24 protein-coding genes and 1 tRNA gene are annotated in these 24,993 nt (G+C 69.0%); 9 read left to right on the top strand and 16 right to left on the bottom strand.

Annotated features, from left to right (window positions below; translation table 11 throughout):
- Positions 1–15: 15 nt before the first annotated feature.
- Positions 16–420 carry an ImmA/IrrE family metallo-endopeptidase gene (locus tag E5679_RS15005; protein WP_138417288.1) on the top strand — a complete coding sequence of 135 codons (405 nt, stop codon included), beginning with the start codon at positions 16–18 and terminating at the stop codon, positions 418–420.
- A 17-nt stretch (positions 421–437) separates the two neighbouring features.
- Here the strand turns inward: E5679_RS15005 and E5679_RS15000 are convergent, their stop codons facing one another.
- Both E5679_RS15000 and E5679_RS14995 read right to left on the bottom strand, forming a co-directional pair.
- Positions 438–992, bottom strand: a complete 555-nt coding sequence (locus E5679_RS15000) for a cysteine hydrolase family protein (protein ID WP_138417286.1) — start codon at positions 990–992, stop codon at positions 438–440.
- Positions 993–1,103: 111 nt separating this feature from the next.
- Positions 1,104–1,176: transfer RNA gene (locus E5679_RS14995), tRNA-Lys, on the bottom strand.
- Between the two features lie 79 nt (positions 1,177–1,255).
- Between E5679_RS14995 and E5679_RS14990 the strand changes: the two genes are divergently transcribed.
- Positions 1,256–1,918, top strand: coding sequence for a hypothetical protein (locus E5679_RS14990; protein ID WP_138417284.1), 663 nt, complete (start codon positions 1,256–1,258; stop codon positions 1,916–1,918).
- A gap of 459 nt (positions 1,919–2,377) precedes the next feature.
- Here the strand turns inward: E5679_RS14990 and E5679_RS14985 are convergent, their stop codons facing one another.
- Positions 2,378–4,912, bottom strand: a complete 2,535-nt coding sequence (locus E5679_RS14985; protein WP_249336161.1) for a LuxR C-terminal-related transcriptional regulator — start codon at positions 4,910–4,912, stop codon at positions 2,378–2,380.
- A 576-nt stretch (positions 4,913–5,488) separates the two neighbouring features.
- Here E5679_RS14985 and E5679_RS14980 point away from each other — a divergent pair.
- Both E5679_RS14980 and E5679_RS14975 read left to right on the top strand, forming a co-directional pair.
- On the top strand, positions 5,489–6,106 hold the full coding sequence (locus E5679_RS14980) for a nuclease PIN (protein WP_138417280.1): 618 nt from the start codon (positions 5,489–5,491) through the stop codon (positions 6,104–6,106).
- A 21-nt stretch (positions 6,107–6,127) separates the two neighbouring features.
- Positions 6,128–7,141, top strand: coding sequence for an inorganic phosphate transporter (locus E5679_RS14975; protein WP_138417278.1), 1,014 nt, complete (start codon positions 6,128–6,130; stop codon positions 7,139–7,141).
- Between the two features lie 38 nt (positions 7,142–7,179).
- On the opposite strand, the gene pstB is transcribed toward E5679_RS14975, so the two are convergent.
- The 4 genes from pstB to pstS form a co-directional block, all read right to left on the bottom strand.
- On the bottom strand, positions 7,180–7,959 hold the full coding sequence (gene pstB / locus E5679_RS14970) for a phosphate ABC transporter ATP-binding protein PstB (protein ID WP_138417276.1): 780 nt from the start codon (positions 7,957–7,959) through the stop codon (positions 7,180–7,182).
- 49 nt (positions 7,960–8,008) lie between these two features.
- Positions 8,009–9,115, bottom strand: a complete 1,107-nt coding sequence (gene pstA / locus E5679_RS14965; RefSeq protein ID WP_138417274.1) for a phosphate ABC transporter permease PstA — start codon at positions 9,113–9,115, stop codon at positions 8,009–8,011.
- A 1-nt stretch (position 9,116) separates the two neighbouring features.
- Entirely contained in the window at positions 9,117–10,109 is a 993-nt protein-coding gene (gene pstC, locus E5679_RS14960; protein ID WP_138417272.1) for a phosphate ABC transporter permease subunit PstC, read from the bottom strand.
- A 103-nt stretch (positions 10,110–10,212) separates the two neighbouring features.
- A complete protein-coding gene (gene pstS / locus E5679_RS14955; RefSeq protein ID WP_138417270.1) occupies positions 10,213–11,328 on the bottom strand; it encodes a phosphate ABC transporter substrate-binding protein PstS in 1,116 nt (371 codons plus the stop codon).
- A gap of 232 nt (positions 11,329–11,560) precedes the next feature.
- On the opposite strand from pstS, the gene E5679_RS14950 reads away from it, so the two are divergent.
- From E5679_RS14950 to disA, 3 genes are all read left to right on the top strand, one after another.
- Positions 11,561–12,679, top strand: coding sequence for an FUSC family protein (locus E5679_RS14950; RefSeq protein ID WP_138417268.1), 1,119 nt, complete (start codon positions 11,561–11,563; stop codon positions 12,677–12,679).
- 57 nt (positions 12,680–12,736) lie between these two features.
- The gene (gene radA / locus E5679_RS14945) at positions 12,737–14,128 is read left to right on the top strand and encodes a DNA repair protein RadA (RefSeq protein WP_138417266.1); all 1,392 of its coding nucleotides are present in this window, start codon (positions 12,737–12,739) and stop codon (positions 14,126–14,128) included.
- A 107-nt stretch (positions 14,129–14,235) separates the two neighbouring features.
- Complete coding sequence (gene disA, locus E5679_RS14940; protein WP_138417264.1) at positions 14,236–15,312, top strand: DNA integrity scanning diadenylate cyclase DisA; 1,077 nt, start codon at positions 14,236–14,238, stop codon at positions 15,310–15,312.
- Between the two features lie 24 nt (positions 15,313–15,336).
- Here disA and E5679_RS14935 read toward each other — a convergent pair whose 3' ends face one another.
- The gene (locus tag E5679_RS14935) at positions 15,337–16,023 is read right to left on the bottom strand and encodes a hypothetical protein (RefSeq protein ID WP_138417262.1); all 687 of its coding nucleotides are present in this window, start codon (positions 16,021–16,023) and stop codon (positions 15,337–15,339) included.
- Between the two features lie 185 nt (positions 16,024–16,208).
- On the opposite strand from E5679_RS14935, the gene E5679_RS14930 reads away from it, so the two are divergent.
- Complete coding sequence (locus E5679_RS14930) at positions 16,209–17,123, top strand: HhH-GPD family protein (RefSeq protein WP_420821079.1); 915 nt, start codon at positions 16,209–16,211, stop codon at positions 17,121–17,123.
- Between the two features lie 9 nt (positions 17,124–17,132).
- Positions 17,133–17,624, top strand: coding sequence for a hypothetical protein (locus E5679_RS14925; protein ID WP_138417260.1), 492 nt, complete (start codon positions 17,133–17,135; stop codon positions 17,622–17,624).
- Here the strand turns inward: E5679_RS14925 and E5679_RS14920 are convergent.
- From E5679_RS14920 to E5679_RS14885, 8 genes are all read right to left on the bottom strand, one after another.
- The gene (locus E5679_RS14920; protein ID WP_138417258.1) at positions 17,593–18,153 is read right to left on the bottom strand and encodes an amino-acid N-acetyltransferase; all 561 of its coding nucleotides are present in this window, start codon (positions 18,151–18,153) and stop codon (positions 17,593–17,595) included. The genes E5679_RS14925 and E5679_RS14920 overlap by 32 nt on opposite strands.
- Positions 18,154–18,162: 9 nt before the next feature.
- Entirely contained in the window at positions 18,163–18,663 is a 501-nt protein-coding gene (locus tag E5679_RS14915; RefSeq protein ID WP_138417256.1) for a GNAT family N-acetyltransferase, read from the bottom strand.
- 6 nt (positions 18,664–18,669) lie between these two features.
- Positions 18,670–20,802 carry an alpha/beta hydrolase family protein gene (locus E5679_RS14910; RefSeq protein ID WP_138417254.1) on the bottom strand — a complete coding sequence of 711 codons (2,133 nt, stop codon included), beginning with the start codon at positions 20,800–20,802 and terminating at the stop codon, positions 18,670–18,672.
- Between the two features lie 78 nt (positions 20,803–20,880).
- Entirely contained in the window at positions 20,881–21,558 is a 678-nt protein-coding gene (gene dhaM / locus E5679_RS14905) for a dihydroxyacetone kinase phosphoryl donor subunit DhaM (protein WP_138417252.1), read from the bottom strand.
- The gene (gene dhaL, locus E5679_RS14900; RefSeq protein ID WP_138417250.1) at positions 21,555–22,202 is read right to left on the bottom strand and encodes a dihydroxyacetone kinase subunit DhaL; all 648 of its coding nucleotides are present in this window, start codon (positions 22,200–22,202) and stop codon (positions 21,555–21,557) included. Before dhaL ends, dhaM begins: the two co-directional genes overlap by 4 nt.
- 1 nt (position 22,203) lies before the next feature.
- Positions 22,204–23,205 carry a dihydroxyacetone kinase subunit DhaK gene (gene dhaK / locus E5679_RS14895; protein WP_138417248.1) on the bottom strand — a complete coding sequence of 334 codons (1,002 nt, stop codon included), beginning with the start codon at positions 23,203–23,205 and terminating at the stop codon, positions 22,204–22,206.
- Between the two features lie 84 nt (positions 23,206–23,289).
- Positions 23,290–24,621 carry an FAD-binding oxidoreductase gene (locus E5679_RS14890; RefSeq protein WP_138417246.1) on the bottom strand — a complete coding sequence of 444 codons (1,332 nt, stop codon included), beginning with the start codon at positions 24,619–24,621 and terminating at the stop codon, positions 23,290–23,292.
- An 82-nt stretch (positions 24,622–24,703) separates the two neighbouring features.
- Positions 24,704–24,916 (bottom strand): hypothetical protein, encoded by a 213-nt coding sequence (locus tag E5679_RS14885; protein ID WP_138417244.1) that lies wholly within the window; start codon positions 24,914–24,916, stop codon positions 24,704–24,706.
- Between the last annotated feature and the right edge of the window lie 77 nt (positions 24,917–24,993).

Genomic DNA, 24,993 nt, shown 5'->3' with positions numbered 1-24,993 from the left:
CTCTAGCCTGATCCCGTGTTCAGTCCTTGGGGGGCACTGCGCGAACTGGCCCACGTCACCTTGCATTTCATCGTCATGCCCGACGGCGCTCTCGGGCGCACCGACGGCCGTCGCCGGATCTGGCTCGACAAACGGCTCCAGCAGGCAGAACGCCGCTGCGCGCTCACCCACGAGCTGGTCCATCTCGAGCGCGGCCACACGAGCTGCGTGGGCGCACGGGCAGAGCGGGCCGTGCGCGAGGAGACTGCTCGCCGTCTCATCCCCTTCGAGGATCTCCTCGAGGCCTACCGCTGGACCCAGCACCCGGCAGAGCTGGCCGACGAGCTCTGGGTGACCGCCGACGTCGTCCATGATCGCCTCGCCGCGCTCAGCGACGAGGAATGCGGCAAGCTCGCCGCATCGTGTGCTCGCCTTCCCTGACGGACGACGGCGGGGCCTCACCCGCGCAGCAGCGCGAGCGCATCGTCCTGGCTGAGCTTGCTCTGCCGATACTCCTTGAGCAGGACGTCGAGCATCGCGTCGGCGCGGTCCGGGGCCTCGGCACCCATCGCCTCCCCTGCAAAGGCGACGCGGAGGTTGTTCGCGTAGGCGTCCGAGGCAGTCTGGGCGAGGCACAGGTGGATCGAGACGCCCGCAAGAAGAATCGTGTCGACGTCCCACGTGCGCAGGCGCTGCAGGAGGTCGGTGCCCCAGAACGCGCTGTCGCGGCGCTTGACCATGTGCGGCAGGCCGGCGATGTCCAGCTCCGGCAGCGGCTCCGCCTGCCCGGTGCCGTGGAAGGAGAAGCCCTGATCGTCGTCGAGCATGGAAAGGGTCCACGTCGACCGGTCGCGCTCGTGTTCCGTGCGCACGATGAGGGTATGCGTGCCCGACTTCCGCGCCTCCGCGATGAGCTCGTTGCAGGCGCCCACCACCCGATCACGCTGGGCGTCCAGGGCGCCGTCTTCGAAGAAGGCGTTCTGCATGTCGATCACGAGCAAGGCGGTCCTCATGACGTGGCTCTACCCCGTCGGCGGAGACTTCACGCCCCACCGTTTCGGGTACAGATAATCCGCCGTCAGAGCGGAGCGGGCACAGGAGCGGGTACAGATACGGACGTTCGGTGGGCCCTGTGGGTCTCGAACCCACGACCCGCGGATTAAAAGTCCGCTGCTCTACCAACTGAGCTAAAGGCCCCGGCCGGCGCGCGCCGGTCACTCAGTACTCTAGCGCAGCGCCGTGGGAACGCAGGCGCGAGAGGAGTACCGTACTTGGCATGAGCGAGCAAACAGGAGGTACCGGATCTGGCTCTGGGCCGATCAGGCCGCATAAGCCGAAGCCGTTCGCGCCCATCGATTTCGAGCCGTTCGCCGGGGGTGCGGACCCCGCTCGGGTCTCAGAGGCGGCCCATCTGGCGGCTCAGGCGCTCGTCCGGCGCGGGCGGGAAAGCGACGATCCCGAGATCACGAGACGCCTGGTCCGCCTCGCGGACGAGCAGGGCCTGGATGCCATCGCGGAGATGTGGGCCGAGAGCCCTGCCCGATCGCTCCCCGGCGCGCTCTGGCGCCTCTATGCCCTCCGGGCCGCGACCCGGAGCGACCCGGAGCGGATCTCCGTCTACTTCAGGGCCGGGAAGGACACGGCGCAGGTCTCCCACGCCGTCGCCGGCGTCGCCGAGCCGCCAGGGGCGGACGAGCTGACCACGATGGCCGACGCCATCCTGTCCGGGGCGTTCGACGGCGACTTCGACGTTGCGCTGGAGCGCTCCGCCGCATTCTGCCGCGTTGTGGCGCTGGGGCAGGCCAAGCTGGCCGACAGCGCGGAATGGGGGAACGCCCAGCACGCGACGAAGCTCACGCGCAATGCCAATCAGCTCGTGAAGACCGCCGAGGATCTCGAGGCCTCCGCGAAGGCGTGGCGGCGCGGCCAGCTGGATTGATCCGGCGGGCTGTCCCTTAGCGCCAGAGGCCGCGGACGTCAATGTTGACTACCGCGGGACCCCGTAGAAGACTGAGGGTGGCGTCGGACCGCGGTAGCCCCGGGCTCCAACTTTTAGCCGCTTCGAGCGGCCTTCCGCCGAGAGGCGCTCCCGGTTCGGCGCTCTATTCTTGCCAAGGGCCTTCTGCCCTGGAGTTCAAAGCCTCAGTGGTCACCGCGTAGCTGCGCAGCACGTCGGATAGCCTGACGGAAGCGCGCCCGGGCTACGATGCGAGTGCAAAGTGCCATGCCCCCCACATGGCACCCCGGGCGCGCCTCCCGACGCATCCTCGGCGACCCCTCCCCCTGGGGAGCCACACCACAAGTGGATGCGTCGGGATACAGGCTATTCCGCGGATTCCGGGCCACCGTGGTCAACAAGTAGAAACTCGGTGGCAAACCGGACTCATCTCCGTGGAAGCTAGCGAACCCAGTTCCGTACCAGCTCGAAAAGGGCCTTCCTCGTCACCGCATTCGTCTTCCGTAGCGCATTGGAAATGTGGCTCTCCACGGTGCGGACACTGAGACCGAGCTGCGAGGCGATCTCCTGATTCGTCTGGATGCCCGCGAGGAGGGCGATCTCGCGTTCGCGGTCGGTGAGGATCGCGTTGGGGAGACCCGGCTCGAACGCGATGAACTGCCCCTCGGTCTTGAACCGTGCCGCGAACCTCTCGGCCAAGCGGTCCAGACCCGTCGCTTGGGACGAGGAACCCTCGGCCAGGCGGAACCGGCGTGCGGCTCCGTGGAGCAGCATCACGATCTGGTAGGCGTCCCCGTCCGGCACGTACGCCTCGAGCAGCCGGCTCACCAGACGAAGATCGCCTTCGAGCGCGGCGCCGGCCACGGCGAGCAGTTGGTCGTGCTGGGCGACGCCTCGCTCGTGGAGGAGGGCCTCGACGCGTTCCCTCATGCGTGGTCCGGGCAGGAGGCACAGCGCGAACACGCCGGTGAAGACGGCTTCGAACACGAAGCCATGGGCGAGCTGGTCGTCGAGGAGACGGCTTGCGCGCACGTCGAAGGCCTCGGACGTCGGCGGTTTGCGCAGGACGAGCTCGTACACCCCCTTGCCGACGCCGGGCAGCGGGCCGACGTCGCGGGCGCCTGGTCCGGCCTGCTCGCCGAGGGCCGAGGACACCTCCTCGTCCCGGAGCGAGGAGAGACGCAGCATCGCGTTGTACAGCGAACTGAGCAGGAAGCCGGGCCGGCCCAAGGCGAACGCCCACCCCATCAGGTACTCGGCTTCGTCGAACAGCCCGCGGTAGAGCAACGCGAGGGCGGCCACGTAGCTCTGGGTGACGAGGCTGAACTGGTCGACTGTCTGCAGGGCCACCTGACGACGCTCGAGGGAATAGACGAGCGCTTCGTCGAACTTCCCGGCGGCGAAGAGGGCCATCCCGCGGATGAACGGCTCGAAACGAGGGAGCGTGTCGAAGCCGGCGGCGGCGTCCACGGCGGCGACCGCCGCGTCCGGGTTGAACCTGTAGAGCTCGATGAGGCCCTTCACGATCGCGCTCAGGCCGCTCGTAGGCTGACGGCTCGTCAGCTTGGCGAAGAACTCGTCAACGTCCGCGGGCACCCCATTGAGGTTCGACTCGATGAGGACGGCGAACGCGCGGGCCTCGGCCTCCCACGCCGGCTCCTTCGATGCGAAGTCCTCGAGCAGCGCATAGGCGGCGTCAGCATCGCCGTCGTTCGTCAACCACATCGCCTTGGTGATGGTGAAGAAGAGGCGGTCGCCTGGGTCGCCGCGGCGGGTGTCCGTCCCGCTGAAGACCTCGCAGACCCGGTTCTCGTCGATCGGCGCACCCCAATAGACCCGCAGGAAGGCGACGGCGTTGGAGAGGCTGGGGTCGGTCTCCCACGCCCGGTAATGGACGCGCTCGAAGAACTCGAGCCGCTTGTGGAAGTGCCGCACGGTGGCGGCATGGCTGCCCGCGAGCTCGGAGCGCAGGGCGCCGAGCGCGGCCCGGACGGGATCCTCGGCCTCCGACGCGTCGACGACTTCGTACGACGGCGACATGAAGCTCTCGCTCAGGGCGCTGCGGAGGATCTTGCGGGACTTGAGGACGTGCCCCGTGAGGTAGTCCTCGACGACGGGCGGGAAGACGGATGCGAGCAGCTCGCCCTCCGGGCCCGCCACGGCGGAGACGAGACCGCGATGCTCGAGCCGGTCGAGGACGTCGGTTCCGATCGTGTCGACGAGCCGCTCGACCGGACTGGGGCCGTGGAGCGAGAGCACGGCGAGGGCTTTGAACTCCTCCGAGCCCAGGCCGTGGAGCATGCCCTCGATGGTCGCGTGCAGATGCTCGTTCATGAGGGTGTTCCCGCTCAGGGCCCACCTGCCCTCCCGGAGGACCAGACGCTCGCTCAGCTTCGCCGTCTCGATGATGCGCACGGCAAGCCGCAGATTGCCCCCGGATTTGGCGAGGATCCGCGCGGAGACCGTCACATCGGCCGGGGCGCCCAGCCTCTCCATAATCAGCGCGTTGACCTGCTCGTAGCGGAGCGGGGGGATGGCCACCGTCACCTCAGGCCAGCGGCCGAGCGCGACTGCAGGTGCCTTGGACTCGAACGGGACGTCGCTCGCGGTGACGATGAGTGGGACCTCGGTGCGCTTCTGCACCACGTCGATCACGGCAAGGGAATCGCGATCGAGGTTGTCGATGTCATCGACAACCAGGAGCCGCGTGCCTGAGCGCGAGAGCTGCTCCGCGAGCAAGTCCGAGATGCCCATGATCCCCACCGTGCGGGTCCTGATGTCGAGCCCCATCGACAGGATCCCGGAGAAGGGCACCGCCGCGAGCGAGGGAATCGCGAAGATGCTGTACACCCTCGTTCCCTGCTCCTCCAGATGCTCGACGAGCTGCTTCACGACTGACGTTCTGCCGCTGCCCCGGGAACCGACGATCCGGACACCACGGCCCTGCGCGACGTGCCGCAGGACGCGGTCGACCACATGATCAAACAACCTCTTCAGACCTTTCTCATTGCCTGACCCCAGGCGGTTCCGGGCAGCCGAGCCGTCGAGGCCGTCATGACGATGTCGGGGAGGACGCACTGCGACGTCGCGCTCGAGACTGGGGAAGGGAAGAAACCACGCCGGCCACGCTTCCGTTCAGGGCGAAACTCCATTCCCTTGAAGAAAGCGCGGCACACAGCTTCGGGATGAGCGTACGAGGGCAGGCCCGTGTCTCAGTGGTGGACCGCGTCGGTCTCCGTGGAAACGGTGACGCCACCCTCCGTGCCGGATCATCTCCATTGAGACCCCGCTTTTCCTTCCTGATACCGCTCTATCAGCTCATTTGAGCGGTATGAGCCCCTATCATGACGCGAAATCGCCTCCCGGAGGCGCAAGAGGCCCACCACGGTGCCCTCCGTGGTGACGACCCCTAATCTCCGCGTTGGGCCACGGGGGCACCTCAGTGGTCGGCATCACGGGCGCCGCACAAGTTCACTTTTCTCGCGTAGCATGCCTCATGCCGGCCACCGCCGGACCCGCCATCTGCCCTTCAGCGTCGCGAACCGGAGAACCATGAAGCTGCGCCTCTTCCCCCAGGAGACCGCCGCACTCGAGCTTCTCGCCAAGATGGCTCAGCAGTCGGTCTCGGCGGCGCAGGTCCTCTCCGAGATGTTCGGAGCCCGACGGCAGGATCACCAGCGGATCTTCGACGAGCTCATGAACCACGAGCGCCAGACGACCGAGCTCCAACGCGCACTCCTGACGCAGCTGCGCACGAGCTTCGTGAACCCGCTTCCCCGCGAGGACCTGCTCGATCTCTCCGAGGGACTCGTGATGGGCATGGAGCAGCTCGTTGCCGTGGGCGAGGTTGTGGTGCTCAACCGCCTCGACCGGATCGCCCGGGAAGCTTCTGACCAGCTCGAGATCGTCAACCGACAGGCGGAGCTCACCGTCACTGCGATGCGGAGCCTCGGCCGGCTCGACGACCTCGAGGACTACTGGATCGAGACCACCCGCCTCGCGAAGCGCGCCAATCACACCCACCGGGTCTGGAGCGCCGACTCGATGCGCGAGCTCTCGATCGGCCACTATGCCCGCAACGCAGAAATGGCGCGTGCTCTCCTGAGCGCCGCGCAGGCCTTCAGGGACATCGCCACGAACGTTGGCCGGATCATCGTCAAGGAATCCTGACGTGGCCGAAGGAACCGTGCCGTGACGATTGCCCTCAGCGTCGCGGTCGTTGTCGTGACGTCCGTCTTCGGCTTCCTCAACGGCTTCCGCGACGCCTCGAACGCCGTGGGACTCACGGTCCGGACCCGCGCGCTCACGCCGAGCATCGCCGTCGTGCTCGCCTCGTTCTTCAACGTCATCGGCGCACTCGCGAGCGCGTGGCTCCTGAACTACTTCGGCGGCAGCTGGCTCAAGACGCCCGACGGCGGGCGCGGCCTTGTCCTGCTCCTCGCCGGCGTGGCGGCCGGGAGCCTCTGGAACGTCTACCTGTGGTGGCGCGGCTATCCGTCGTCGTCGACGCACGCGCTCGTGGGTGGAATCGCCGGGGGCAGCATCGCGGAGCTCCTCACAGGGCACGCCCCGCAGGCCGGGGTCGCTGACGTGCTGTGGCTGCAGGTGTGGCTTCCGCTCATCCTGTCGCCGCTCCTCGCCTTCGGCGCGGCGTTCTTCCTCACGAGCCTCGTGACCTGGATTGCGCGGTATCGCCAGCCGAGCGAGGCCCACGCCGCGCTCCGCGCGTCCCAGTCCGTGGGAACGGCCGCCGTCGCGTTCGGCCACGGCCTCCAGGATGGGCAGCGCATCATCGCCGTCCTGGTCCTCGCGACCGTCGGTTCGGGTGCCGACTGGTCGGCTGTGCCCCCGTGGATCGTCGGGATCGCCGCGGCGGCTCTCGGATTGGGGACGCTCGCCGGCGGCTGGCGGATCACCTACACGCTCAGCCACCGGCTCGTGCGGACCGATCCGCTGCGAGGCTTCGTCTCGCAGGCCGTCACCACGGTCATGCTGTTCTTCGGGGCGCTGTGGCTGCACTGGCCGCTCTCGACGACGCACACCGTCACCGCCTCCATCCTCGGCGCGGGAAGCAACCAGGACTTCGCGGCGGTCAAGGGGAACCTCCTGGCCCGGCTCGTGGCGTTCTGGGTCGCCACCCCTCTGGCCACGGCCCTCCTCGGGCTCATCCTCGGCCTAGCGCTGGACCCCCTCGCCCGGTACTGAGCCACCGGCACGAGCCCGGCACGAGATTCCCTAGCAGCTCACCCGAAGCGGCCGGAGACGTAATCCTCCGTGGCCTTGACCTTGGGGTTGTTGAAGATCTCCGTGGTGGCCGCGTACTCGATGAGCTTGCCCGGCTTGCCCGTGCCCGCGATGTTGAAGAAGGCGGTCTTGTCCGAGACGCGGGCGGCCTGCTGCATGTTGTGGGTCACGATCACGACGGTGTAGTTCGCCTTGAGCTCCTCGATGAGGTCCTCGATCGCGAGGGTCGAGATCGGGTCGAGGGCCGAGCACGGCTCGTCCATGAGGATCACGTCCGGCTTCACGGCGATGGCGCGCGCGATGCAGAGCCGTTGCTGCTGACCGCCGGAGAGCCCGGAACCGGGCTTGTCGAGCCGGTCCTTGACCTCGTTCCAGAGGTTGGCGCCGCGGAGCGAGGACTCGACTAGCCCTTCCGCGTCGCTCTTCGAGATGCGCTTGCCGTTGAGCTTGACACCGGCCAGCACGTTGTCGCGGATGGACATCGTGGGGAACGGGTTGGGCCGCTGGAAGACCATGCCCACGTGAGTGCGCACCGCCACCGGGTCGACGCCCGAGCCGTAGAGGTCGTCGCCGTCGAGCAGCACCTCGCCCTCGACGCGCGCGCCGGGGAGCACCTCGTGCATCCGGTTGAGGGTGCGGAGGAAGGTGGACTTGCCGCAGCCCGACGGGCCGATGAAGGCCGTGACGGAGCGGGCGGCGATGTTGATGTTGACGCCCTCGACGGCCAGGAAGTTGCCGTAGTAGACGTTCAGGTCCTTGACGTCGATTCGCTTGGACATGCTTTCCTTCGATTCAGTGCGGTCTGGAATGCGCTGGCGCAGGGCTCGGTCAGCGTCCGGTCTTCGGCGCGAAGAACCGGGCCACGAGGCGTGCGACGAGGTTGAGGATCATGACGCAGATGATGAGCACCAGCGCGGCGCCCCACGCACGCTGAAGGCTCGGATCCGGATTCGAGGGCGAGGTCGGGTTGAGGATCTGCGTGTAGATGAACGTGGGCAGCGACGACATCCAGTCCGCGAAGACGTTGGTATTGATCTTCGTCGCGAAACCGGCCGTGACCAGGATCGGTGCCGTCTCGCCGATGACTCGGGCAATCGCAAGGGTGACGCCCGAGGCGATGCCGGAGATCGCCGTCGGAATCACCACCTTGAGGATGGTGCGCCACTTGCGCACGCCCAGCGCGTACGAGGCCTCGCGGAGCTCATTCGGGACGATCCGAAGCATCTCCTCGCTCGAGCGCACCACCACCGGGATCATCAGCACGGAGAGCGCGACGGCGGCCACGAACCCGGTCTTGGTGCCCGGGCCGAAGATCGTGGCGAACAGGGCGGCGGCGAAGAGGCCGGCGACGATCGACGGGATGCCGGTCATCACGTCCACAAAGAACGTGATGCCCCGCGAGAGCCGGTTCCCGTTGCCGTACTCGACGAGGTAGACCGAGGTGAGCAGGCCGATCGGGACCGAGATGATCGTGGCCCAAAGAGTGATGAGCAGGGTACCCAGGAGCGAGTGGTAGATGCCGCCGAGGACCTTCGTGCCGTCGCTGGCGGACTCGTTGTCCTGGATGCCGCTCACGCCGTTCATGGAGGTGGTGAGGAAGCCGGGCGTCGCGAGGCCCTTGGTGCCCTCGACGAGCACGGTCCAGATGACCGAGATGAGAGGCAGGAGGGCCACGAGGAAGGCGCCGACCACGAGGCACGTGGCGAGCTTGTCCTTCGCTTTGCGGGAGCCTTCGACAACGCCGCTCCACGCGACGTAGACGGCCGTGAACACGATCGCGGCGAAGACGCCCCACCCGAAGGGGTTGAATCCCACGAGCGTGGAGAGCGCGGCGCCGAGGACGAGGCCCACGACGACGGCGGCCCAGATCGCGTAGCGGGGCAGGCGATTCCGGGTCAGGGCAGAACGGCGGGCAGTGGTCGTGATGGAGGCCATGTCAGTTCGCTCCCGAGAATTCCTTGTGGCGGCTGATGACCCAGCGGGCGACGACGTTGACCACGAGGGTGATGACGAAGAGGACGAGGCCGGCGGCGATGAGCGTGCTGAGGCTCAGGCCGCTCGCCTCGGGGAAGTTGAGGGCGATCTCCGCCGCGATCGTCTGGTTGCCGGACTTGATGAGGCTCGCGAGGAGCGGGCCCGAGGAGAGCACCAGGGCCACGGCCATCGTCTCGCCGAGCGCGCGGCCGAGACCGAGCATGACGGCGCTGATCACGCCGGGCCGGGCGAACGGGAACACGGCCATCTTGACCATCTCCCACCGGGTCGCACCGAGGGCCAGGGCGGCCTCCTCGTGGAGCTTGGGCGTCTGGAGGAAGATCTCGCGGGAGATCGACGTGATGATCGGGATGATCATCACGGCCAGCACGACGGAGGCCGTCATGATCGTCTTGCCGGTCGCCGATGGCGGCCCCGCGAAGATCGGGATCCAGCCGAGGGTCGAGGAAAGCCAGTTGTAGCCGGGAACGAGCGCCGGGGCGAGGAAGGAGATGCCCCACGCGCCGAAGACGACCGAGGGGATTGCCGCGAGCAGGTCGATCACGTAGCCGAGGATCTGGGCAATCTCCCGGGGGGCGTAGTGCGAGATGAAGAGCGCCACGCCGATGGAGATCGGGGTAGCGATGACCAGGGCGATGACGGCCGCGATCACCGTTCCGATGACGAGCGGCAGGATGTAGGCCCAGAAGCCCTTCCCGCCAGCGATCTGATCCTGCGGCGCCACGAGCGCGGGGAGGGCCTGCGCGATGAGGAAGACCGCGACGGCGAAGAGGACCACGAGGATGATGGCGCCTGCCGCGAGCGCAGCCCCCGAGAAGATCTTGTCTCCCCCGGCGCCCTCACGCGCAGACAGTGGGCGCGGCCCTTCGGCCTGCTCCGGGGTCTTGGTCTGGGTCGTGGTCACATCAGGTCCCTTGGATGTTGCAGGGGTCATTTCGCCAGCGGTTCTCGTCATCTTGACACGTCCTCTCGCACCCAGCGCAAGGCCCGCCCCAGCCGGTTGCGGTCGGGGCGGGCTTGCGCTGGAGACCTCTTGACTAGGACTTGACCTTGATGGAAGCGATCGCGGTCTTGGCCTTCGCGGCGAGGGCCGAGGAAAGCGGGGCGCTCTTCGCGGCGGAGGCGGCGGCCTTCTGGCCGGCGTCGGACACGACGTAGTTCTCCCACGCCTTCACGAGGTCCGCGGTGGCCTGATCCTTGTAGGCCGTGCAGACGACGTGGTACGAGACGAGGACGATCGGGTAGGCCGACGTGTCGGTCGTGGTCCGGTCGAGGTTCAGCGCGAGGTCGTTCGCGGCGCGGCCGTCGGCCGGCTTCGAGATCTCGACGGCCTTCGCGGCGCCCTCGGCGGAGAGGGCCACGAACTGGCTGCCGACCTTGATCTTGGCCTTGCCGAGGCTGCCGCCCACGGCCGAGTCATCGGCGTAGGCGAACGCACCCTGCGTGTCGGTCACGGTCTTGACGACGCCGGAGGTGCCCTTCGCGTTCTCGCCGGGGAGCGACGCCGGCCAGGTCTGGCTCGACTTGTCGGTCCAGACCGACGGGGCCGCCTTGGCAAGGTACTCGGTGAAGTTCTGGGTGGTGCCCGAGTCGTCGGAGCGGTGCACCGGCGTGATCTTGAGATCCGGGAGGTTGGCACCCGAGTTGTCGGCGGCGATGGCCGGGTCGTTCCACTTGGAGATCTGGCCGCGGAAGATCTTGGCGATCGTGTCGGCCGAGAGGTTCAGGGACGTGACGCCCGGCAGGTTGAAGGTCACGGCGATCGGGGAGATGTACACCGGGATGTCGAGGGCGCCGTCCGGGCCGCATACGGCCTTCGCCGAGTTGAGCTCATCGGTCGTCATCGCCGCGTCGGAGCCGGCGAACTGGCTCGCGCCCGAGATGAACGTCTTGCGGCCCGCGCCCGAGCCGTCCGGCGAGTACTGGACGGTGACGCCCGAGTTCGCCTGGGTGAAGCCCTGCTTCCACGCGTCGACCGCGGCGGACTGTGCGCTCGAGCCCGTGCCGGTCAGAGTCCCGGTGACCTTCGGGCCCGACGGCGTCGAGCTGGCGCTGCTGCCGGTGGCATTGTCGGAACCGCACGCCGACAGGGCAAGCGCGCCTGCGGCAACGACGGCGACGGCCGAAAGACGGCCGAAACGGATAGCCTTCACGAAATGACCCCTTCCAGGGTGGTTTCAGGTGCGCCGTGCGAAGGGCGCGTCCGAACGGGTGCGTACGAGTCGTACTGATTCGAAGCTAGGTTCCTCAGGTAAAGAGATTCCGCGCCGTCGGTTAACGGAAGATGAACGGGCGGCGGAGTTGGGGTGACAACCGGCGCGGGAGTCTTGCACATCACACGGCCCTCTGAGTAAAGGGCGCTGCCGACCTCCCTAGACTGCCTCTATGCAGCGGCTCGAGCATGTGGAACACGTCCTCCGTGACCGGACGAGGGCCGGTTGGGCGCGTACTCGGGCCTCAGCCCTCCCGGCGCTCCTCATGACCGTCGGCGCCGTGCTCGCCTACCTGATCGCGCAGTACCTGCTCGGGCATGTGGGACCCATCTTCGCGGCGACTTCGGCGCTCATCGCCCTCGGCTTCGGCCGCGATCTGACGGTGCGGAAGGTTCTCGAGGTATCGGTCGGCTGCACTCTGGGCATCGCCCTCGGCGACCTGGTGGTGACCTTCGCCGGGGCTGGGATCTGGCAGGCCGGCTTCGCGCTCATCGTCTCGCTCCTGCTTGCCCGCTTCCTCGACCGCGGGGTGATCTTCGCTACCCAGCTCGGCATCCAATCGCTCTTCGTCGTCCTGCTCCCCACACCAGTCGGCGGCCCGTTCACGCGAAGTCTGGATGCCATCGTGGGCGGTCTGGTCTCGCTGCTCATCACCGCGCTCGTCCCCCGCGATCCGCGGGTACAGCCACGGCACGACCTCCAGCAGCTCGTCGGTGCGTTCTCCGAGATGCTGCGTGAATGCTCCGTGGCACTCAAGGACAGCGACTCGACTCGGGCATGGCACGCGCTCGTCCGCGGCCGCGGCTCCCAAGGGCTGGTGGACACGATCCGCAGCACGCTCAAGACCTCTGGCGAGGTCGCCCGGCTCGCCCCCGCGTATCGGCGGTACCGGGGCGAAATCGAGAGCTTCGCGCAGGCCGTCGAGTACCTCGACCTCGCCCTGCGCAACGGGCGCGTCGTCGCGAGACGCCTCACGAGCGCGATCAACAACGCCGCACTCTCAAGCGCCGCGTCGGAGGGCATCGCCGACCTCCTCGAGGACACCGCGGAGGCGCTCGATCTCGTGGCTGCAGGCCTTTCCACATGGGACCGCGCAGAACGCCGCGCGAACCTCCGCTCCGCAGGCCTCATGCTCGAGGACATCGCCGCCCGCGCCCACCCGCGCAAACTCCATGTCGAGCGGCTCGAGGGCGAGGCCCTGGTGATCCTCATCCGCCCCATGCTGGTGGACCTCCTCGAGGCCACCGGCTACGAGCACAACGATGCGATAGCGCTCCTGCCGGACCTGTGACGCCTGCCGGACTTGTGACGCCCAAGAATGTCGGAGGCCGCGGCTAGCCTTGGGCACATGGCTTCGAAGACTTCCGCCCGATCCTCCCGCGCCGCCGCCTACCGCTGTGCCGAATGCGGGTGGACCACGGCGAAGTGGGTGGGCCGGTGCGGCGAATGCCAGTCGTGGGGAACCGTCGAGGAGGCCGGCGTCACCGTAGCGCGGACGACGGCGGCCACGAGCGTCCGCGAGCCGGCTCGCCAGATTGCGGAGGTCGATGCGACCGAGGCGGCCTTCCTGCCGACTGGCGTGAGCGAGCTCGACCGAGTGCTCGGCGGCGGGCTCGTGCCGGGCGCGGTCATCCTCCTTGCGGGGGAGCCCGGCGTGGGCAAGTCGACGCTCCTGCTCGACGTTGCCGCCAAGGTCGCCGCCACGGGAAGCACCCCCGGCGGGGTCCTCTACGTGACGGGCGAGGAGTCCGCCGCCCAGGTGAAGCTCCGTGCCGAGCGGATCAACGCCGTCGCCCCCGGGCTGTATCTCTCGGCGGAGACGGACCTCGCCCAGGCCCTCGGCCAGGTCGAGAAGCTGGAGCCGCGCCTCCTCGTCGTCGACTCCGTCCAGACCCTCTCGAGCGCGGAAGTCGAGGGAAGTGCAGGCGGCGTCTCGCAGGTCCGCGAGGTCGCGGCGTCGATCATCGCAGCGGCCAAGCGCCGGAACATGACCACCCTCCTTGTGGGCCACGTGACGAAGGACGGATCGATCGCGGGCCCGCGCCTGCTCGAGCACCTCGTGGACGTCGTCTGCCAGTTCGAGGGCGAAAGGCACTCGCGGCTGCGTCTGATCCGCGCTGTGAAGAACCGCTACGGGCCCACGGACGAGGTCGGCTGCTTCGACTTGGGCGAAGAGGGGATCTCGAGCGTCACCGATCCTTCGGGGCTGTTCGTCTCGCGGACGAAGGAGCCCGTGTCCGGAACGTGCATCACCGTGACGCTCGAGGGCCGCAGGCCGCTGCTCGCGGAAGTGCAGTCGCTCCTTGCCGAGAGCGCAAACGGACAGCCTCGGCGGGCCACGAGCGGGCTCGATTCGTCCCGCGTCGCCATGCTGCTCGCGGTCCTCCAACAACGGGCGGGCTGCATCCTGCACAAGGACGACAGCTACGTCGCCACCGTTGGCGGCGTCAAGCTCAGCGAGCCCGCGACCGACCTCGCGGTCGCCCTCGCCGTTGCCTCGGCAAAGACGCGACAAGCACTTCCGCAGCGGCTCATCGCGTTCGGGGAGGTCGGCCTCGCGGGCGAGGTGCGCCCCGTGCCGGGCATCAATCGCCGCATTCAGGAGGCCCACCGGCTCGGCTTCACCCACGCCGTGGTCCCGGCAAGCCCCAATGGCCCGGGCGAGATTCCCCCCGGATTCTCCGTTCGTGAGGTGGGTCACGTGGCCGAGGCACTCGGCCTCCTCATCACGCCATCCTGAGGCCGAATCGTTGCCATTTTCCGGCACGTACGCGTCCGCACGCGCATATACCATGGGACTCAGTGCCCACGTGGGTGCCTTTGCTGTGCCGCGAAAGGGAACGTCATATGGCTCGGAGTCCCGAGGAAGTGCTCGCCGACACCTTGGGTCGGGTTGCACCGGGAACCGGCCTCCGTGACGGGCTCGAACGCATCCTCCGCGGCCGCACCGGCGCTCTGATTGTCCTCGGCTTCGACCGCACCGTCGAGTCCCTCTGCTCGGGCGGCTTCGAAATCGGCATCGAGTTCTCTCCGACTCGCCTGCGCGAGCTCGCGAAGATGGACGGTGCCATCGTCATGGACCGCGAGGCGAAGACCATCATCCGGGCGGCCGTGCACCTGGTGCCGGATTCGACCATCCCCACCTCCGAATCCGGGACCCGTCACCGCACCGCAGAACGTGTCGCTATCCAGACCAGCCTCCCCGTCATCTCGGTAAGCCAGTCCATGCAGATCATCGCCCTGTACGTGGGCGGACTGAGGTTCGTCCTCGAAGGCTCGGAGAAGGTGCTCGCCCGCGCGAATCAGGCGCTCGCCACCCTCGAACGCTACCGGGCCCGGCTCGATCAGGTGACCAACTCCCTCTCCGCCCTGGAGATCGAGGCCATGGTCACCGTGCGGGACGTCGCGCAGACCCTGCAGCGCCAGGAGATGGTCCGCCGCATCTCGGAGGAGATCAGCCAGTACGTGCTCGAACTCGGAGAGGACGGCCGCCTGCTCTCGCTCCAGCTCGAGGAACTCACCGTGGGGCGCGGACCAGGCAGCGACGTCGTCATCCGCGACTACGCGGGCGAGGACGCGACGCCCGAGACCATCGAAGCGGCAGTCCAGGCCCTCGCAGACCTTTCGGCCACCGACCTCATCGACCTCAACCGCGTGGCCGCGATCCTCGGCTACGCGGGGGGCGAAGCGACGCTCGACGCCGTCGTCGAACCCCGCGGCTACCGCCTCATCTCAGGCCTCAAGCCCGTTCCCAGAGCAGTGGCCGAGCGGCTCGTGGACCACTTCGGAGGCCTCCAGAACCTCATGGCCGCGACGATCGAGGACCTCATGACGGTCGACGGCATCGGGGAGCAGCGTGCCCGGACGGTGCGCGAGGGCCTCAGCCGCATGGCCGAGGCGAGCCTCCTGGACCGCTTCCTCTGACCTCGCTGTGCAGGCCCGCGGGCGTCACTGGAGCGTGAACACGGCCTTCGGGCTCTGGAGCGATCCGAGCGACGCCGTCAGCACGTAAGTGCCGGGAAGCGGCTTGACGGTGATGGCCTTGCAGCCCTCCGTCGACCGGGTACGCGACCATGGGAGGTTCGCGGTCTCGGTGGCCCCAGGCGCGATGGTCTTCACGAGATCCTCGGCCCCGTCCTGGCAGTCCTTCGAGTCGTAGATCCGGTCCGCGCCGCTGACGATCAGATACTCCATCTGGCTCGTGCCCACATTGACGGGGCACGGAATCGGGTTCTGGTTGGTGACCTTGAGGGTCAGCACGGGATTCTCCGTCGGCGCATAGACCTGCTTATCCGTGGACGCTGCCACGGCGATCTTGGCGGGATCGCACGTCGGAGTCGGGGAGACGGTCGGGGACGCCGTCGGAGCGGCGGCCGGGGCAGTTGTCTGAGCTGCCGTCGGCGTCGCCGCCGGAGCCGAGGGGGAAGCCGACAGCGAGGGTGCAACGGTCGCGAGCGGCCCCGGATCGACGGCGGCGCGCGTTGCCGAAGCGTGCCCGAGCCCTCGCGCGAGGGTCCAGCCGCCAACCCCGAGGACGCCGAGCACCAGGACAAGGAGGGCCGCGGCGACGAGGCGACGGCGCCGGTAGACGGCTTGGCTTTGTCGCTGTGGAACGGGTCGTCGCGGCGTCGGCATGCTTCAAGGCTAGGAAACCTTGCCGCCAAGACCGGGTCGGCGCGCCGCCGCGGCTACAGTGGAATGGCCCTGATTACGCAAGGGCCGCGATCCCGCAAACGCGATCCCGCAAAGGAGGAGCCCTGACCGCCGTCGCCGAGCCAGCCCTCAGCCCTGCCGTGCTCGAAGGGCTGCACACGACCATCGTGGAGTGGTTCGCCGACGAGGCGCGCAACCTCCCGTGGCGCGACCCTGAATGCAGCCCCTGGGGAATCCTCGTCAGCGAGGTGATGCTCCAGCAGACTCCGGTGGTGCGGGTCCTCCCCGTCTGGCGCGAGTGGATGGAGCGCTGGCCTCAGCCGGCTGATCTCGCGGCGGAGCCGGCAGGCGAGGCCGTCCGGGCGTGGGGCCGTCTGGGCTATCCACGGCGTGCGCTGCGCCTCCATGCGGCCGCGACAGTCATCGCCCACGAGCACGGCGGCGTTCTGCCGGACACCGAGGCCGGCCTCCTCAGTCTTCCCGGCGTTGGCGGCTACACGGCCGCCGCCGTGGCCGCGTTTGCGTTCGGCCGCCGGGCCGCCGTCGTCGACACGAACATCCGCCGCGTGCACGCGCGCCTCGTACGTGGCGAGGCGCTCCCCTCGCCGGCGCTCACAGCGGCCGAGCGCAGGCTCGCCGAGGAACTGCTCCCGGACGACGACGGCGCAGGTCGCCTTTCCGCGTCGGTGCGCTGGAACGCGGGGGTCATGGAGCTGGGAGCGGTCGTCTGCACGGCTCGCTCTCCGAAGTGTGCCGCGTGCCCGGTGGCGCGTGACTGCGCGTGGCGAGCGGCGGGCGAGCCGCCGCCGTCGTATGTCCCCAAGGGCCAGGCGTGGCACGGCTCGGACCGGCAGGTGCGGGGCGCGGTCATGGCCGTCCTCAGGGCAGCCTCGCGGCCCGTGCCGCGCCCCCTCTTCGACGCGCCGGCGCTCCCGGCGGCCGGGGGCGAGGGTCCGATCGCCGCAGCGCTCACGCGGCTTCATGCCCTCGGGCCCGATCCCGAACGGCTCGAGCGCTGCATCGCCGGACTCGTCGCCGACGGGTTGGCGGCCGAAAGAGACGGCGGACTCGTCCTGCCGTAGCCTTTCGTCATGAGCGGGCCCCACGCCCTCCGGGCGCCCTTCGCCGCACTGGCCGCTGCACTGGTCGCGCTGCCCCTCGCCGCCTGCGTCCCCGGGCCCGTCGCCTGCCCCGCGATCGCGGCGGCACCCGTGGTCACCATCCACATCACGCCGCAGCGTGCGGCCACCCTGAAGCCCGGCACCCTCTCGGGTCAGGCCTGCCAAGACGGCCTCTGCAGCGGCGGCCAGCTGGACGTCATGGACGATTCCGGGCCTTCGGCGGGCCCGGGCTGGAAGCGGGCGTCCATCCTCATGCGGTCCCTCACCGAAAGCCCGATCGACCTCACGCTGACCGGGACCGATGCCTCAGGCGAGCCGATCGGAACCCAGCAGGCGAGGTTCACCCCGAGGGTCGAGCATCCGTGGGGACCCCAGTGCCCCAGCACGCTGATCGCCGAGGTCACGTTCGACGTCGGCAGCCTGCGGACCGCTACTCCCTCGCCCGCCCAGCGAGCCACTTGATCATGCGGGTGTTGCCCAGGGTGTTGGGCTTGACGCGCGCCAAGTCGAGGAACTCGGCAACGCCTTCATCGGAGGACCGCAGGAGCTCCGAGTACACCTCGGGGTCGACGGCCGACTGGTCAGCCATGACCTCGAACCCATGGCGCTCGAAGAAGCCAACCTCGAAGGTGAGACAGAAGACGCGCTGGACGCCGACGTCGACCGCGTCCCGGAGCAGCTGCTCCACCAGCGCATGCCCCACGCCCCTCCCCCGCCAGTCGTCCGCGGCGGCGAGCGTGCGCACCTCGGCGAGGTCTTCCCACATCACGTGCAGGGCGCCGCAGCCGATGAGCTCGCCCTCGGGCGTCTCGGCGACGCGGAACTCCTGAATCGCCTCGTAATAGGCCACCGACTCCTTGGAAATGAGGATCCGGCGCTCGGCAAGGGGCGCAACGAGACGCCTGATCGCCGCCACATCGCTGGTCCGCGCGCGTCGAAGCCGGAAAGCCTGTGCGGCGGCGGACTCGGTGACGGGTTGCGCGGCAGTCATGGAGCCATCCTAGGTGCCGGGCTGAGGCCTTCGCCGGTCCGGCCCCGGCTGAGGCCCCAGCTCCCGGGAGTAATAGAGCTGCGGCTCTGGCTGCCCAGGATCTCGATTCCTGTAGCCGTGGTGCTCGTAGAAGCGCCGGGCATCGACGTCCTCGCCGTCGACGTTGATCTCCACGAGCTCCGCACCCCGCTCGCCGACGTGGTCTTCGACCGCCTCGAGGAGGAGCGAACCGAGGCCTTCGCCCCGGCTGCCCGGCACAACATACAGCTCGTCCAGGAGCGCTACCGGGCCCTCGTACCAGACGTTGGGCCGGAGCGTCACGAGCGCGACGCCGACCGCCGGCTCCCCGACGAGGAGCGCCAGAGTGTCCTCCCGCTCCAGAAGCGCCGTAAGACGTTCGGCAAGAACTCGGATCCCGGGCGTGGGCGTGGCGAACTCCTGATTGAAGGCGTCGAGCAGCTCGGCGACGACGATGGCCTCGCCCGGCGTGGCGAGCCGCGGAACGTCCATGGCTTCCTACAACCCCAATTCCTCCGGCAGCTCCCGCTTCTCCCCCAGCACATGCTCGGCGAGGAACGCGTTGACCACTCCGTACCAGACCTTCGCGTGCTGTGGCTTCAGGATCCAATGGTTCTCGTCGGGGAAGTAGAGGAAGCGGTGCGGCGTTCGGCCTTCCTCGTCTGCGGCGAGCTGGGAGGCGCTCAGGAGCTCGTACCACAGGCGGAGTCCCTCGCCGATGGGAACGCGGTAATCCTTGTCGCCGTGGATCACGAGCATGGGCGTGCGGATCTCGCCCACGGACTGGTGCGGGGAGTTCGCGTCCGCCATGGCCGCGTCCATCTCCTTCGCCCAGTAGTGGGCCATGTCCGTAGTCATGCCGAAGCCTTCGAGGGCCCAGAGGCTCGCGTGGGTCACCACGGCGCGGAACCGGTCCGTGTGGCCGGCCACCCAGTTCGCCATGTACCCGCCGAAGGAACCGCCCATGGCTGCCGTCCGCTCGGCGTCGAGGTCCGGCCGTTCGAGGGCAGCGTCCGTGAGCGCCATGAGGTCCGTGAACGGCTCGGCTCCCCATCGGCCCCAGCCCCGCTGGATGAAATCCTGGCCGTAGCCGGTGGACAGAGCGGGGTCGGGCAGCAGGACCGCGTAGCCCTGAGCGGTCATGAGCCAAGGGTTCCAGCGCCACGTCCACGCGTTCCAGGAGCCGATCGGCCCGCCGTGGATCCAAAGGAGGAGCGGACGGCGCGCCGATGCCTCCCCTTGGGACGGTGCCGACTCGCGCGGCAGCGCGAGCCACGCCCGGAGCGGAGTGCCGTCCTCGGCCGTCGCCGTGACTTCCTCGAGCCGGCCTGGGATCTCCGGCCGCTCGGCCGGGTTGAGCAGACGGGTGGTCTCCCCCGACTCGAGGTCGATCCGCACGGCCTCCGGCGGGAAGAGATACGAGCTGCGGAGCGCGTAGGCCGCGCCACCGTCAGGCGAGACGACGACGTCCGTGTAGGCGCCGTCGTCGTGCGTCACCCGGGTGACCTCGCCGCTCGCGACGTCGATGCGGAACACGGGCGAGCGGCCGCCGTCGTCCGCAGTGACCAGGAGCGCCGAGCTGTCGGGGAGCCAAGCGGCGGGGTGGGCCAACCGGTCCCAATCGGCGGCGAGCCGACGCAGCTCGCCCGACTCGAGATCGAGCAGGTGCAACTCGCTCGTGAACGACTGCGTCGGGGTCGTGTGGGGCTCGACGACGACCGCGAGCAGGCGGCCATCCGGGCTCACGGGGCCGGGGAAGAAGTCCTTCCGGTCCTCGGAGAGCAGAGTTCTGCGCGCGCCGGTGGCCACATCGACCGCAACCACCTCGTCCCGCAGGTCCGCCTTGGCGAGGGGCTTGAGGAAGCCGGCATACACGGTGCGGCCGTCCGGGCTCACGTGGGCGTCCCCGAACCGCAGGCGCGGTCCGGCGTCCGGCGTGAGATTGCGAAGCTCGAGGGCAGGCCCCTCGTCGAGGGTGGACGGCTTCCCCGGTTCCGGAGCCTCGCGGGAGGGTTCGACGGCGAACAGCCGCGGCTCGTCCGGCCCCAAGTCAGCGTCCCAGAAGCGGACCGGGTACGCCGAGTGCAGCACCGCTGAGACCTTGTTGTCCTTGCGGGCCTTGCGGCGCTTTTCGTCGTCGTCCTCATCCTTGCTGCCAGGCAGGACTGAAGCCTGGACGAACGTCGCATCCGCGGACCGAGCCGTGAGTACCGACTCCACTCCGCCGGCTCGGCTCAGGACGACACGGGCCTCGCCGCCATCGCGCGGGAGGAGCCAGAGGGCGTTGACGGGTTCCTCATCCGGTTTCTCAGGGTCGGGACGGGCCGAGGTGAAGAAGAGGTCGCCGTTCGCGGCGAAGGCTGCACCGGCCTCACCCTTCGCGCTGCGGGTGATGCGGCGGGCGGCCCGCTCCCCGGTGGGGTCCAGTTCCCAGAGTGCCGAGCCGTACTCGGTGCCCTTGCCATTCAGCGTGGCGACCGTCGTGACGAGCCGGGAGCCATCGGGGCTCAGCACGAGCCCGCTCAGTCGCGGAATGGCCACGTAATGGTCGAGGTGATGGAACGGTGTCTCGGGAGCTTCTTCGGGGCCGGACTGTGTCTGCGGCTCGTCGATCTGGACGTCGGCACTCATGGCACTGATTCAACCCGTTCTGTGGCCCAGAGCACAGAGGCGTTCACTCATGGTGAAACAGTCCTTTCAGATTTGTGGTCACTCTGGCTCGCCGAAGTTGCGCTCCACGAGCTCGCGCACCAGCCCGACGGCGGCCTCAGCCTCGGGGCCGGACGCCTCCACCACGACCTGCGACCCCTTCCGCGCCCCGAGCGCCATGAGGGCCATGACCGACTGGGCGTCGGCGCCGTTGATCGTGATCTGGGCATCGAACTGGGAGAGGCGGCCCGCGAGGACCGCGGCTGGCCGCGCGTGCAGGCCCGTGAGGTTGGTGAGCGTGAGCACTGCCGAGGCGGTGGGCTCTCCCACCTCCGGCCCCTCCTCCGCGGGAGCGCCCGGCACGGCTTCTTCTGCGGCGCGCACGACCGCATCGAGCCCGGCGCCAGACTCTGCGGCCACGGCGGCGGCCACGGAACCTTCGACGAGGGCGGCGTCGGCGACGCGAACCCGGGAGCGCTGGTCGTCGTCGAGGAACTCGAGCACGGACTCTGCCGTCATGACGGCCGACCCAAGGTCTGCGAGAATCACGACCCCCTCGCCTTGATCCGCCGCCTCGACGCCCTTCATCACCTTCTCGAAGCTCGTCCCCAGGCCGCCATCGTCCATTCCGCCCGCGGCGACGATCGGCACGGAGCGAGCCATCTGCTCGGCGAGTTCCACGACGCCCTCGGCGAGGCGGGTGCTGTGCGAGACGATGAGCAGGCCGACGGGGCTCATGTGACCTCGCCCGAGAGGATCTCGCTGACCGCTGCGGTGACCGCGGCGCGGAGGATGTACGACGTCGACACGGCCCCAGGATCGAGGTGGCCGGCGCTCCTCTCCCCGAGGTAGCTCGCGCGCCCCTTCCGCGCGACCAGGGGTTTCGTCGCCCGCGCGCCCTCCTCGGCAGCGGACGCAGCGGCCTCGAGGGCGGCTTCGCCGTCGGCAGCCCTCCCCGCCGCATCGACGGCCGGCGACCACGCATCCACCATCGTCTTGTCGCCCAGCTCGGCCTTCCCCCGCGCTACGATGCCGTCGCGGGCCGCGGCCAGAACGGCCTCGACGGCGTATCCATCGAGCGCAGTGCGGTCCCCCGCCGCAATGGAGGCCCGCAGGAAGGCCGTCCCGTACAGCGGGCCCGCCGCGCCCCCAACCTTGCTCATGAGCGTGGTCGCGGCCAGCTTGAGCGCAGCGGCCACAGACTCGCTCGGGCTCTCATCGAGCTTCGCGACGACGGCCCGGAAACCCCGGTCCATGTTCTCGCCGTGGTCGCCGTCGCCGATGGCCCGATCGAGTTCGATGAGTTCGTCGCGATGCTCGGCCAGAACGCGGGCCGCCTCCCGGAGCCAGCGATCGGCCCAGGCAGCGTCGAGGGCGGTCATGTCACAGCCCCCATCTCAGAGCCGGCGTCCGCACTGGGGCGTCCCAGAGGGCGGTGAGTTCCTCGTCGAGGCGCAGGACGGTGACGGAGCACCCCTGCATCTCGAGGGACGTGACGTAGTTGCCCACAAGGCTCCTTTCCAGGGTGATGCCGCGCTCGGCGAGCAGCTGTGCAGCCCGCCGGTAGACGATGTAGAGCTCCGAGATGGGCGTCCCGCCCATTCCGTTCACGAGCAGGAGCGCCTTCTCCCCGGAGGCGAGCCCGAGGTCCTCGAGGACAGGCGTGAGGAGGTGGTCGGTGAGGGCGTCCGCAGGCTCAAGCCCTACCCTTCGGCGCCCCGGCTCGCCGTGGATGCCGATGCCGATCTCGATCTCGTCGTCGCCGAGTTCGAAGCTCGGCTTGCCGGCATGGGGAACGGTGGACGGCGTGAGGGCCAGCCCCATCGAGCGCACGTTCTGCGCCACGCGGCGGGCCACGGACTCGACCGCGTCGAGGGAGGCTCCGCGCTCGGCCGCCGCGCCCGCGATCTTCTCGACGAGGACTGTCCCCGCGACACCGCGGCGCCCCGCCGTGTAGAGCGAGTCCTCGACGGCCACATCGTCGTTGACGAGCACGCTCCGCACGTCGAGGCCCTCCGCCTGGCAGAGCTCGGCGGCGGTTTCGAAATTGAGCACGTCGCCCGTGTAGTTCTTCACGATGTGGACGACGCCGGCCCCGCCGTCCGCCGCCTGGGTCGCCGGGACGATCTGGTCCGGCGTGGGCGAGGTGAAGACAGCCCCTGGCACCGCGGCATCCAGCATCCCCTGGCCCACGAAGCCCGCGTGCAGCGGCTCGTGCCCGCTCCCGCCACCCGAAAGGAGCCCGACCTTCCCACTGACCGCGCCGCCCCTGCGCGTCACGTAGAGCGGATCGAGATGAACCTCGACCAGGTCCGCGTGGGCCATCCCGAAGCCCTCGACGGATTCCTCGACCACGGATCTCGGGTCGTTGATGAGCTTCTTCACGCTGCGGAGCCTACCTGCCGCGTTCAGCACTTGGGTAGAACGCGGTCAGTGGGTGTCGCGGGACCTTGCGGAGTCAGTCCCTCGTCAGTCCCTCAGGAGTCCCTCGGGGTCCAAGGCGTCCTTCGCCGCAGCGCGCGCTGCGTTCACCCGGTCCGACCACGCCGACGAGGTGTCGAGCGCACCTCCGAGGAAGTTGCGCGGCGTGTGTCCGTTGCCGAAGACACGGAGGGCAGCGAGCGTCCGCTCGATCTCCGCGGGAACAAGGTGGGCGATGGGCGGAGCCATCACGCCGACCACATGGGCCGCATAGCCGAGCCCAAGGGCGGACGCCGCCCGCCCATCGTCGCTCGTCAGGGCGCCACCGAGGAGGCGGAACTCCAGCATGGGCAGCAGGCACTCGGCCTCGGGGCCCGCGAGGGCGAGAGCGGCGTCGATCGCTTCGGGCGTCAAGTCCTTGATGCCCACTCCCCCGGACGCGAACGGCATCGGGTCGACAGGGTCGTTGTAGACCCGATCGACCTCGCTGTACGGGAGCACGCCGACGCCGTCGATCAGGACGGGCGCCGATTGACGCATGGGGGCAAGTGCCCCTGGCCCGCCCTTGCCCACGTGGGCGAAGTGCACATGAACCGTGAGGCGCCCCGCAAGCTCACGCGGGACCTGCGGAAGATCAGGCGCGCGCAGGAACTTGAAGGCCGTGTTGGAGGCGTCCCGCAGCGTCGGCGCCCAGGCAGCGAACGCCCGGAGCACGGCCGACGCGTGTTCGCCGTCGAACACCAGGACGCCGCCGTAGATTTCGGACACCCGGTACAGCCGCATCGTCACTGAAGTGACTATCGCGAGGCCGCGACCCCCACCGCACAGGAGGTTGAAGAGCTCTGGCTCCCGAGTCCTGCTGACGGTGCGGGCGACGCCATCCATCGTGACGACGTCGAAGCTCACCACGCTGTCCGCGGCGAAGCCAAACGTGCGCCCCAGGACCGGCAGCCCACCGCCGAGGGTGTAGCCGACGACGCCGACGTCCGACGACGAGCCATTGAGCGGGGCGAGCCCGAACGGCGCGGCCGCATCGATGACCTGCCGCCACTTCACGCCCGCCCCCACGGTCGCAGTCCGGGCGGCAGGGTCGATCGCCACGCTCCGCAGCGCCCTCGTGCTGATCAGCAGGCCGCCTTCGACAGCCCTTTCCGCGCCGTGGCCGGTCCCCTGAACGGCGAGCGGCACGGAATTGAGCGAAGCCCAGCGGACGCCCGCGACGACGTCAACCGCATCCCGCGCGGCAAGGACGGCGTCAGGCCGGTGCTGGACGGCGACGTTGAAGGCCGCCGCCTCCTTTGCGTAGTCGGAATCCGCGGGGTCGTACACCTCGCCGCGGACGAGGTCCTCAAGGGTGATGAACTCGAGCTGAGTGGTCATGATGTCTCTCTCGGATCAGAAAGGGTGAGACCGAGAAAGACTGTACTCTTCAGTAACCGAGTTTGTCTAGCGTTTAGATTTATTAGTCGGTGGGTTCACCCGCCATCCCGTCCTTGTCCGTCGGGTCGATGCCCTCATCTCCGGCCGATCCACCCTCGCCTTCGCGGCCCCCGGCCTCCTGTCCGGCCTGAGGACCCATCTCCTCCTCCGGCGTGGGGCTCCCATAGCCGCCCTGTTCTTCGGCCCGTTCGACGTCGTTTGAACCCGTCTCGTCTGCAGCATTCCGGTCAGTCATAACGTCCCCCTTCCCGTCGGCGGACCCTCCAAACAGCAGAGCCTCCTCCAAACAGACGACGGCGGCCCCTCACCCCT

The sequence above is a fragment of the Sinomonas gamaensis genome (genome assembly GCF_005876955.1).
Classification (GTDB): Bacteria; Actinomycetota; Actinomycetes; order Actinomycetales; family Micrococcaceae; genus Sinomonas; species Sinomonas gamaensis.
This window is presented reverse-complemented; position numbering and strand designations above follow the sequence as displayed.

Excerpts from the sequence above, each read along its gene's own strand:
- E5679_RS15000 (WP_138417286.1), bottom strand. The coding sequence starts at position 992 with ATGAGGACCGCCTTGCTCGTGATCGACATGCAGAACGCCTTCTTCGAA.
- E5679_RS14990 (WP_138417284.1), top strand. The coding sequence starts at position 1,256 with ATGAGCGAGCAAACAGGAGGTACCGGATCTGGCTCTGGGCCGATCAGG.
- E5679_RS14980 (WP_138417280.1), top strand. The coding sequence starts at position 5,489 with ATGAAGCTGCGCCTCTTCCCCCAGGAGACCGCCGCACTCGAGCTTCTC.
- pstB (WP_138417276.1), bottom strand. The coding sequence starts at position 7,959 with ATGTCCAAGCGAATCGACGTCAAGGACCTGAACGTCTACTACGGCAAC.
- pstA (WP_138417274.1), bottom strand. The coding sequence starts at position 9,115 with ATGGCCTCCATCACGACCACTGCCCGCCGTTCTGCCCTGACCCGGAAT.
- pstC (WP_138417272.1), bottom strand. The coding sequence starts at position 10,109 with ATGACCCCTGCAACATCCAAGGGACCTGATGTGACCACGACCCAGACC.
- E5679_RS14950 (WP_138417268.1), top strand. The coding sequence starts at position 11,561 with ATGCAGCGGCTCGAGCATGTGGAACACGTCCTCCGTGACCGGACGAGG.
- radA (WP_138417266.1), top strand. The coding sequence starts at position 12,737 with ATGGCTTCGAAGACTTCCGCCCGATCCTCCCGCGCCGCCGCCTACCGC.
- disA (WP_138417264.1), top strand. The coding sequence starts at position 14,236 with ATGGCTCGGAGTCCCGAGGAAGTGCTCGCCGACACCTTGGGTCGGGTT.
- E5679_RS14935 (WP_138417262.1), bottom strand. The coding sequence starts at position 16,023 with ATGCCGACGCCGCGACGACCCGTTCCACAGCGACAAAGCCAAGCCGTC.
- E5679_RS14925 (WP_138417260.1), top strand. The coding sequence starts at position 17,133 with ATGAGCGGGCCCCACGCCCTCCGGGCGCCCTTCGCCGCACTGGCCGCT.
- E5679_RS14920 (WP_138417258.1), bottom strand. The coding sequence starts at position 18,153 with ATGACTGCCGCGCAACCCGTCACCGAGTCCGCCGCCGCACAGGCTTTC.
- E5679_RS14915 (WP_138417256.1), bottom strand. The coding sequence starts at position 18,663 with ATGGACGTTCCGCGGCTCGCCACGCCGGGCGAGGCCATCGTCGTCGCC.
- E5679_RS14910 (WP_138417254.1), bottom strand. The coding sequence starts at position 20,802 with ATGAGTGCCGACGTCCAGATCGACGAGCCGCAGACACAGTCCGGCCCC.
- dhaM (WP_138417252.1), bottom strand. The coding sequence starts at position 21,558 with ATGAGCCCCGTCGGCCTGCTCATCGTCTCGCACAGCACCCGCCTCGCC.
- dhaL (WP_138417250.1), bottom strand. The coding sequence starts at position 22,202 with ATGACCGCCCTCGACGCTGCCTGGGCCGATCGCTGGCTCCGGGAGGCG.
- E5679_RS14890 (WP_138417246.1), bottom strand. The coding sequence starts at position 24,621 with ATGACCACTCAGCTCGAGTTCATCACCCTTGAGGACCTCGTCCGCGGC.
- E5679_RS14885 (WP_138417244.1), bottom strand. The coding sequence starts at position 24,916 with ATGACTGACCGGAATGCTGCAGACGAGACGGGTTCAAACGACGTCGAA.